The organism is Clostridium sp. MCC353 (assembly GCF_018785315.1).
In the GTDB taxonomy this organism is placed as follows: Bacteria; Bacillota; Clostridia; order Lachnospirales; family Lachnospiraceae; genus CHH4-2.
The window spans coordinates 22,391-32,470 of the sequence record NZ_WQPN01000007.1; the positions used below are offsets into that span (position 1 = coordinate 22,391).

A 10,080-nucleotide genomic window follows, 5' to 3' on the forward strand; every position below is an offset into this window, starting at 1 on the left:
GGAAAGCAGGGAGAAGGAGAGGGAATATGAGCGATTTTCGAATTAAAACCTGTGTGCTGGGACTGGTCAGCACCAACTGCTATATCATTTATGATGAGAAGAAAAAAGAGGGGATCATTGTGGACCCGGCGGATAACGGGATGTATATTCTGAACCGGTGCCGGGAGCTTGGGGTGACGCCTGCCGCGGTTTTGCTGACCCATGGGCATTTTGACCATATCATGGCAGTGGATGATATCCGGCGGGCCTTTCAGGTGACGGTGTATATGGGGATGAATGAGGAAAATCTTTTAAAAGACCCATACCAGAACCTTTCCGGGACCATGGGATCGGAACAGACCAGCATGGAGGCGGATTACCTTTTGAGGGATAATGAAGTGATCACCCTGGCCGGATACCGGATCAAAGTGCTGGAAACTCCGGGACATACGGTTGGTTCCGTGTGCTATCTGTTTGAGGATGAGGACGTGCTGATCAGCGGGGACACCCTGTTTGAGGATTCTCTTGGAAGGACTGATCTGCCCACTGGAAGCTCTTCGGAAATCGTAAAGTCCATCACAGAACGGCTGTTTCCGTTAAAAGACGACATTATGGTCTACCCGGGACACGGGGAGCCCACCACCATCGGACATGAGAAGCGGTATAATCCGGTTGCGGTCTACATGAATAGAAGATAGGAAATGATAAACATATGATAGGAATATTATTAAATGACACCGCTTATGAGCAGGATATCAGGGAACTGCTGATGGCATTTTTTCCGGGAGAGGCATTTTCCCACGAAAAAAATGGAGAGAATACTTATGAGGCGGAAGGAATCCTGGATGAGAGCCGCAGGCATTTTACCATGGTTTTCCGGGAAACTGGCGGCCCATGGGAGAAGACGTGTTCCCTGGATGTGGATTATGAGAACCGGTTTGAAACAAAGAACCGGATCAAACGGCATTTGTACACGATTCTTTCGGAATACACCGGGAAAGAACTTCCCTGGGGAACCCTGACCGGCATCCGCCCTACGAAAATAGCCATGACTAAATTTCAGGAAGGCATGACGGAAGAAGAGATTTTCCGCTATATGAAAGATACGTATTATACCAGCGATGCAAAGATCAATTTGAGCATCGAGATCGCCCGGCGGGAGATGCAGCTTTTATCTACCATTGATTATGAGCATGGGTACAGCCTTTACATCGGAATCCCGTTCTGCCCCACCACCTGCCTGTACTGCTCTTTTACCTCCTACCCCATCGGCAAATGGCAGGGCAGGACCGGTCTCTATCTGGACGCGCTGTTTCACGAGATGGAATACGTGGCGGAGCGGATGAAGGGAAGAACCCTGGATACGGTATATTTCGGGGGAGGAACCCCTACTTCTCTTCCGGCCGGAGATCTGGACAGGCTGATTACAAAGCTTAAAGATACCTTTGACTTCTCCACGGTTCAGGAATTTACTGTGGAAGCAGGCAGGCCCGACAGCATTACCCGGGAGAAGTTCCAGGTCCTGAAAAAACATGGGGTGAGCCGTATTTCCATCAATCCACAGACCATGAAGCAGGAAACCTTAGACTTAATCGGCCGCCATCACACGGTTGGCATGGTCAAAGAATGCTTTCTGCTGGCCCGGGAAATGGGATTTGACAACATCAACATGGATCTGATCATCGGGCTTCCGGAGGAGACCATTGAGGATGTGGCCAATACCATGGAAGAGATAAAAGCCCTGGGACCGGACAGTGTGACAGTTCATTCCCTTGCCATCAAACGGGCGGCCCGTCTCAACATGTTTAAAGAGAAGTATGCGGAGTTAAAGATCACCAATACCCAGGAAATGATCGATCTGACTGCCAGATACGCAAGAGAGATGGGCATGGAACCCTATTATCTGTACCGCCAGAAGAATATGGCGGGGAATTTTGAAAATGTGGGGTATGCCCTTCCGGGAAAGGCGTGTATCTATAATATCCTAATAATGGAAGAGAAGCAGACCATAGCCGCATGCGGGGCTGGAACCACAACGAAGGTGCTCTATCCGGCGGAAAACAGGCTGGAGCGGGCAGAGAATGTGAAGGATGTGGATCTCTATATCCAAAAAACGGATGAAATGATAGCGAGAAAGGAAAAATTGCTTGCAAAATTAGAAATGTAATTTAAAATAGAACGTAGTCATTGGATTTAACATTAAGGGTGAAGGCATTTTCGAAAATGCCTTCACGTTTAAAGTAAAACGTGAAGGCATTTTCGAAAATGCCTTCACCCTTAATGTTAAATCCGGCAATCCCTTAAAACTAGAAAGCCGCATCTGCGGCAGAATGAGAGGAAATCATGGCAGCAACACTGAAAAAGAAGCCGGTTACCGGCATGAAAGACATCCTGCCCGCAGAGATGCAGGTAAGGGACTATGTAATGAACCAGATAAAAGAAACCTACCGCGGTTTCGGATTCCAGTCAATTGAAACTCCCTGCGTGGAACACATTGAGAATCTGACCAGCAAGCAGGGCGGAGATAATGAAAAACTGATTTTTAAAATCATGAAGAGAGGGGAAAAACTGAACCTGGAAACCGCACAGATGGAAAATGACCTGGTGGACAGCGGACTCCGCTATGACCTGACCGTTCCCCTCTGCCGCTATTATTCCAACAATGCGGCCCAGCTCCCGGCTCCGTTTAAAGCCCTTCAGATGGGTTCCGTATGGAGAGCCGACCGCCCTCAGAGAGGCCGTTTCAGACAATTTGTCCAGTGTGATATCGATATCTTAGGAGATCCCACTAATTTAGCGGAGATCGAACTGATCCTGGCAACCGCCACCCTTCTGGGAAAAATCGGTTTCAACCAGTACAATTACCGCATCCGCATCAACGACCGGAACATCTTAAAAGGAATGGCTGCTTACTGTGGTTTCCCGGAAGAGGATTACGATAAGATCTTTATTTCCCTGGATAAGATGGACAAGATCGGCATGGACGGCGTTGCGGAAGAACTGACCGGAATGGGATATGATGGAGATCAGGTGAAGAAATACCTGGATCTGTTTTCATCCGTCACCAATGATGCGAACGGCGTCCGAACGCTTGGAAATGTGCTGGCAGAAGTGATGGAACCTGCTAAAGCAGACAATCTGGCAGTCATTATGGACAGCGTTGCCAATGTGCCTTCCTGTAAGTTTGACATCGTGTTCGATCCGACCCTGGTACGGGGAATGTCTTACTATACCGGAACCATTTTTGAAATCGAAGTGGAAGGGTTCCCAGGTTCGGTGGGCGGCGGCGGCCGTTATGATAAAATGATCGGCAAATTTACGGGCATGGAAACTCCGGCCTGCGGATTCTCCATCGGTTTTGAGCGGATTATCACAATTCTCATGGAGAATGGGTTTACGGTTCCGGGTTCGAAGATGAAGAAGGCATATCTGATTGAAAAGGGCGTCAGCAGTGACGTGATGTCCAAAGTGATCGAAGAAGCCATGCAGGAGCGGGCCAATGGAGTCCAGGTGCTGGTTTCCCAGATGAACAAGAATAAAAAGTTCCAGAAAGAACAGCTTCAGAAGGATGGCTATCTGGAATTCAAGGAATTCTATAAAGAATCATTAAAATAGAGAGCAGAACGAGTGTAAAAGGAGAAAAATCATGGCAGAGTCAATGATGGGATTGAAACGTTCCCACAGATGTACAGAAGTTACCACCGCAAATATCGGCCAGGAAGTGACCGTTATGGGCTGGGTGCAGAAGAGCAGAAATAAAGGCGGCATTATTTTCGTGGATTTAAGGGACCGTTCCGGCATCCTTCAGTTAATCTTTGAAGAGAGCGACTGCGGCACGGAAAACTTTGAAAAAGCTGAGAAACTGAGAAGCGAGTTCGTTGTGGCAGTGACAGGACGTGTGGAAGCCCGTTCCGGCGCGGTCAATGAAAACTTAGCCACCGGGGCCATTGAAGTCCGGGCCAACAGCCTGCGCATTCTGTCTGAATCGGAAACGCCTCCGTTCCCGATTGAAGAAAACAGCAAGACAAAAGAGGAACTGCGTTTAAAATACCGCTATCTGGATTTAAGAAGGCCTGATATCCAGAGAAATATGATGCTGAGAAGCAATATTGCCATTCTCACCAGACAGTTTTTGGCAGAAGAGGGATTTTTGGAGATTGAAACCCCTACCCTGATTAAGAGCACCCCGGAAGGAGCCCGCGATTATCTGGTGCCCAGCCGTGTGCATCCGGGATCATTTTATGCCCTTCCCCAGTCTCCGCAGATATTCAAACAGCTCCTCATGTGTTCCGGCTATGACCGCTACTTCCAACTGGCCAGATGTTACCGGGATGAGGACCTGCGTGCGGACAGACAGCCGGAGTTCACCCAGATCGACATGGAACTTTCTTTTGTAGATGTGGATGACGTGCTGGATGTGAATGAAAGGCTGCTTCAGAAATTATTTAAAGAGATCTTAAACTATGATATTGAGCTGCCGATCCAGAGAATGACCTGGCAGGAGGCCATGGACCGTTTCGGTTCCGACAAGCCGGATATGCGGTTTGGAATGGAATTAAAAGATGTGTCGAACGTGGTCGAAAACTGTGAATTCGCAGTATTTAAGGGCGCTCTTGAAAACGGCGGTTCCGTCCGCGGAATCAACGCCGAAGGACAGGGAGCTATGCCCCGTAAAAAGATCGATGCTTTAGTTGAATTTGCAAAGGGATTCGGCGCAAAAGGCCTTGCCTATCTTGCCATAAATGAAGACGGAACTTATAAATCTTCCTTCGCGAAATTCATGAAGGAAGAAGAACTGGCGGCTCTCGTAGAAGCCATGGGCGGTAAGCCAGGCGATCTGCTCCTTTTTGCGGCAGATAAGAATAAAGTGGTTTACGACGTGCTGGGAAACCTGCGTCTGGAACTGGCAAAACAGCAGGATCTTCTGAAAAAAGACGATTTCAAATTCCTCTGGGTAACGGAATTCCCGCTTTTAGAGTACTCCGAAGAACAGGACCGTTATGTGGCAATGCACCATCCATTTACCATGCCTATGGATGAAGACTGGCACATGATCGATACAAATCCGGGGGCAGTCCGGGCCAAAGCATATGATATCGTGTTAAACGGTACGGAGCTGGGCGGCGGATCAGTCCGTATTCACCAGGCGGATATCCAGTCCAAGATGTTTGAAGTCCTTGGATTTACTCCGGAATCCGCATATGATCAGTTCGGATTCCTGTTAGACGCATTTAAGTACGGAGTTCCGCCTCATGCAGGACTGGCATACGGCATGGACCGCGTGGCCATGCTGATGGTTGGCTGTGACAGCATCCGCGACGTGATCGCGTTCCCGAAGGTAAAAGACGCCTCCTGTCTGATGTCGGAAGCTCCGTCTCCTGTGGATGCAAAGCAGTTGGAAGAGCTGGGAATCGAAGTGAGTGAAGAGACTCAGAAATAAAGGAAGGTCAGATGGAATTAGCATCAATAACCGCGTATAAAATCGTAACGATGTTCGTGATGGCGCTGATCGGCGCCGTCTGTTACAAAACAAATATTATCAGCTATGAGACCAACGGCAAATTGTCCAATTTGCTGCTCATGGTAATTTCGCCGCTGATGATTTTCAGTTCCTATCAGAGGGAATTCAGCAGACAGCAGCTGGAAGGGCTTTTGATGGCCTTATTTCTGGCTGCTGTCAGCCATGTGGCCGCGATTCTCATCACTAAAGTGTTTATCAGAAAAAGTTCAGGGGAGAATTACGGGGTTGAAAGCATGGCGGCCATTTATTCCAACTGTGGATTTATGGGGATTCCGCTGGTGAACGCGATCTTTGGGGCGGACGGGGTATTTTACATAACCGCCTATATCACCATTTTTTCATTGTTCATCTGGACCCATGGAATCCTCATGATGATCGGAAAACAGACGGTGAAAGAGGCCCTGTCGGCAATGAAAACGCCCACCATATTTGCCATCATCGTCGGCTTCATATTCTATGTCTGCCAGATTCGTCTGCCGGATATGATCAAGGAGCCGCTGGCTGTTATCGGGGATATGAATACTCCGGTGGCCATGCTGGTAGCCGGAGCTTCTCTGGCAAGCGGCAGCCTGATCAATATGCTGAAGAAAAAGCGGATTTATTTAATCAGCGCCCTCCGGCTGCTGGTCATCCCGATGATTACAATGGTCATTTTAAATTTATTCCATTTTGATCATGTGGTGACTACGACGATTGTGCTGGCCACCGCCTGCCCGGCTGGTTCCATGGGAACCTTGTTCGCTCTCAGGTATGGAAAAGACGCCGTTTACGCGTCTGAAATGTTTGGAGTGTCAACGGCCTTGTCCGTAATCACAATTCCATTGGTGATGCTTGTATACACTTTTGTATAGACATTATTTTTTGAAGGAAAAGAAAATATGGACATATAATATAAATGCCTTGTAATCACAAGGCATTTGTGCTATCATGAAGACATGTGTAAAGTGTATACAAGTACATAACAAGGCGTAAATTTAAGGAGGATGTTTACAATGGATATTCGTTATTCTTGCAACCAGAGAGACTTTAAACGTTATACAACACAGGAGACCAGGGATGAGTTCCTGATTGAGAACTTATATATTCCGAATGAAGTGGTAGCTGTATATTCCCACGTTGACCGTATGGTAACCTTGGGATGTATGCCTACAACAGAAACAGTTTCCATCGATAAAGGAATCGATATCTGGGCTAATTTCGGCACAAGCTATTTCCTGGAGAGACGTGAGATCGGTATCTTCAATATCGGCGGATCAGGTGTGATCAAAGCCGACGGCGAAGAATTCAAGATGGGATATAAAGACTGCTTATATATCACAAAGGGAACCAAAGAAGTTCTGTTCTCCAGTGACGACGCTTCCAATCCTGCAAAATTCTATATGGTGAGCGCACCTGCCCACAAGGCGTGCAAGACCACATTTATTCCGATTGAGGATGCAGCTAAGAAACCTCTTGGCGCTATGGAAACTTCCAACAAACGTGTAATCAACCAGTTCATTCATCCGGACGTACTGGAAACCTGCCAGTTATCCATGGGTATGACTGTTCTGGATCCGGGCAGCGTATGGAACACCATGCCGGCTCATACGCATGAGAGACGTATGGAAGTTTACATGTACTTCGAAGTTCCGGAGAACAACGTTGTATTCCATATGATGGGCGAAGGCAATGAAACAAGACATATCGTAATGCAGAATGAGCAGGCGGTTATCAGCCCATCCTGGAGCATTCACGCAGGCGCAGGCACCAGCAATTATACCTTCATCTGGGCTATGGGCGGCGAGAACCAGGCATTTGACGATATGGACACAATTCCTACAACTGAATTGAGATAATAGATATGATAAAGGCTTAACAGTCTGATGGATGGAATAGAATCTCCCGGAAGTTTTTCTTCCGGGAGATTTTTTTGGGGAAAAATTCCATACAGCCATGTCCCGCGCCAGGCTTTCCGGATTCACCGGCTGATCTTCTGAACGCCGTTTTTTTTGCCTTGGTCCATCTGTGAAATCTCTGTGAAAACCTGGAAAACAGCATATGAATCTGATACAATATTTTATGAGATAATAGAATGTACTTGCAAAATCAGGAACAAAGAGATTCTGGGAGTGCATTAGAAATAATAGGAGGACGATATGGATCAGTTGAAAGTGTTAGTAGTAGATGATGAAGCGAGAATGCGGAAACTGGTAAAAGATTTCCTAACTGTGAAGGGATTTCAGGTGATAGAGGCGGCCGACGGTGAAGAAGCTGTAGACATTTATTTCGACCAAAAAGATATCGCCTTAATTATATTGGATGTGATGATGCCTAAGATGGACGGATGGGAGGTTTGTAAGACCATCCGCAAGTATTCCCAGGTGCCCATTATCATGCTGACGGCCAGAGGGGAAGAGAGGGATGAGCTTCAGGGATTTGATCTGGGGGTTGACGAATATATTTCGAAGCCTTTCAGCCCCAAAATCCTGGTTGCCCGTGTGGAAGCCATTCTGAGGCGGAGCAGTTCTGCCCTTACGGATGCTGTGGATGTGGGCGGTATCCGGGTGGACAAAGCGGCCCACCAGGTGACCATAGACGGTAAGGAGATTGAACTGAGTTATAAAGAATTTGAACTGCTGTGCTATTTTATCGAAAATCAGGGAATCGCCCTTTCCAGGGAAAAAATCCTGAATAATGTGTGGAATTACGACTATTTCGGCGATGCCAGAACCATTGATACCCATGTGAAAAAGCTGCGGAGCAAAATGGGGGATAAAGGCGATTATATCAAAACCGTATGGGGCATGGGATATAAATTCGAGGTGAGTGAATGAAACAATCCATTAGAACCAGATTCACCCTGATCTTTGTGGGCTTGTCCGCACTGACTCTGGTTGCAATCTGGTGTGTCAATAACCTTTGCCTGGAAAGCTTTTATATGATGGACAAACTGCGGGTTTTGGAACGGGTATATGAACGGTTTGACCAGTTGGTCCTGGAAAAAGCAGGAGAAGGCAGAACTTTGATTGAAGATTTTGAAGACAGCGAGGATACGGATGCCGATTATCTGGGAGACGTGGCCCTTCTTTTAAAAATGGTGGCGGAACATTACAATATATCTATTGTGGTTTCCGATAGTGTGACGGGCGACACCATCCTTCCGTCCGCAAGAGACGGCGCATTTCTGGCAGATAAGGCACAGCGTTATATATTAGGTTATGATATGCCCAGGACGGAAGTCCTGAAAAGGGCGGAGAATTTCACCATACAAAAGGCTTATGACAACCGGTCCAAATCATTTTACCTGGAAAGCTGGGGATATTTTTCCGATAACAGGACCACCTTTATCATGTCCACGCCCCTTGCCAGCATCAGGGAAAGCGTGGCTGTTTCCAACCGTTTTCTGGCTTATGTGGGTTCGCTGGCAATGATTTTGAGCTGTATGGTGGTCTATTTAACCACCCGGAAGGTGACTTCACCGATTCTGAAACTGGCCTCTCTTTCTGAAAAAATGTCTCATCTGGATTTCGACGCCAAATATGAAGGCAGCGCCCAGGATGAGATCGGAGTGCTTGGAAAAAGCATGAATGTCCTGTCCGATAAGCTGAAGGAAACCATCGGCGAGCTGAAATCCGCCAATCTGGAACTGCAGAAGGACATTGAAGAGAAGATTCAGATTGATGAAATGCGGAAGGAATTTATCGCCAACGTATCCCATGAGCTGAAAACGCCTATCGCCCTGATCCAGGGCTATGCGGAAGGCCTGACAGAGGGAATGTGCGAGGATAAGGAGAGCCGGGATTACTACTGTGAAGTGATCATGGATGAGGCCAACAAGATGAATAAAATGGTCCGCCAGCTTCTGACTTTAACCGCCCTGGAATTCGGCAACGATGCGGCGGTGATGGAGCGGTTTGACCTTACAGAGCTGATCCGTGGAGTCCTGTCCTCGGCCAGGATCCTGATACAGCAGAAACAGGCCGATGTGGAATTCAACGCGGAACACCCGGTTTACGTCTGGGCCGACGAGTTTAAGATTGAAGAAGTGATTACCAATTACCTGAACAACGCCCTGAATCATCTGGACGGAGAAAAGAAAATCCGCATCCGCATGGAACAGGAAAATAACGAGATCCGTGTCTATGTCCGCAACACCGGCCACCCTATCCCGGAAGAAGACCTGCCCAACATCTGGACCAAGTTCTTCAAAGTGGACAAAGCCAGAACCAGGGAGTACGGCGGCAGCGGCATCGGGCTGTCGATTGTGAAGGCCATCATGGATTCCCACCATAAGGAATGCGGAGTGCATAACGTTGAAGATGGGGTGGAGTTTTGGTTTGCGTTGGATATCTTTATTTAGTTGATTAGCAAGAGTAACGCCCTGAATCCTGGGAATGGGGACGGATGGGGGGCGGAGGCCTGCTTGGAGGCTTGACGCCGGGCGGAGCCGGAATCCGTTGGCGATGAAAACCGGCTTCCAACCGTAAGTGAAACTAAGGCCACAGGGACGGAAAAAGACGGTCAGAAACTGATTTGGTTTTCAGTTTCTGCCCGTCTCGTATAATAAGTTTATAGCCAAGTAAAACAGGCTATAAACTTAT

The 10,080-nt window shown here is 47.7% G+C and carries 8 protein-coding genes; all 8 read left to right on the top strand.

Annotated elements, in window-relative coordinates:
- The first annotated feature begins 26 nt into the window (after positions 1-26).
- The 8 genes from GPL15_RS02005 (at position 27) to GPL15_RS02040 (ending at position 9,839) form a co-directional block, all read left to right on the top strand.
- The gene (locus GPL15_RS02005) at positions 27-677 is read left to right on the top strand and encodes an MBL fold metallo-hydrolase (RefSeq protein ID WP_215695469.1); all 651 of its coding nucleotides are present in this window, start codon (positions 27-29) and stop codon (positions 675-677) included.
- 14 nt (positions 678-691) lie between these two features.
- Positions 692-2,146, top strand: coding sequence for a coproporphyrinogen dehydrogenase HemZ (hemZ, locus tag GPL15_RS02010; protein WP_215695471.1), 1,455 nt, complete (start codon positions 692-694; stop codon positions 2,144-2,146).
- A gap of 176 nt (positions 2,147-2,322) precedes the next feature.
- A complete protein-coding gene (gene hisS / locus GPL15_RS02015) occupies positions 2,323-3,594 on the top strand; it encodes a histidine--tRNA ligase (protein ID WP_215695473.1) in 1,272 nt (423 codons plus the stop codon).
- Positions 3,595-3,625: 31 nt separating this feature from the next.
- On the top strand, positions 3,626-5,419 hold the full coding sequence (aspS, locus tag GPL15_RS02020; protein ID WP_215695475.1) for an aspartate--tRNA ligase: 1,794 nt from the start codon (positions 3,626-3,628) through the stop codon (positions 5,417-5,419).
- A gap of 11 nt (positions 5,420-5,430) precedes the next feature.
- On the top strand, positions 5,431-6,351 hold the full coding sequence (locus GPL15_RS02025) for an AEC family transporter (protein ID WP_215695477.1): 921 nt from the start codon (positions 5,431-5,433) through the stop codon (positions 6,349-6,351).
- A gap of 141 nt (positions 6,352-6,492) precedes the next feature.
- Positions 6,493-7,335: a 5-dehydro-4-deoxy-D-glucuronate isomerase gene (gene kduI, locus GPL15_RS02030; protein WP_215695479.1), complete on the top strand. Its 843-nt coding sequence runs from the start codon at positions 6,493-6,495 to the stop codon at positions 7,333-7,335.
- Positions 7,336-7,635: 300 nt separating this feature from the next.
- Entirely contained in the window at positions 7,636-8,313 is a 678-nt protein-coding gene (locus GPL15_RS02035) for a response regulator transcription factor (protein ID WP_215695481.1), read from the top strand.
- Positions 8,310-9,839, top strand: coding sequence for a HAMP domain-containing sensor histidine kinase (locus tag GPL15_RS02040; protein WP_215695483.1), 1,530 nt, complete (start codon positions 8,310-8,312; stop codon positions 9,837-9,839). Before GPL15_RS02035 ends, GPL15_RS02040 begins: the two co-directional genes overlap by 4 nt.
- Positions 9,840-10,080: the final 241 nt, after the last annotated feature.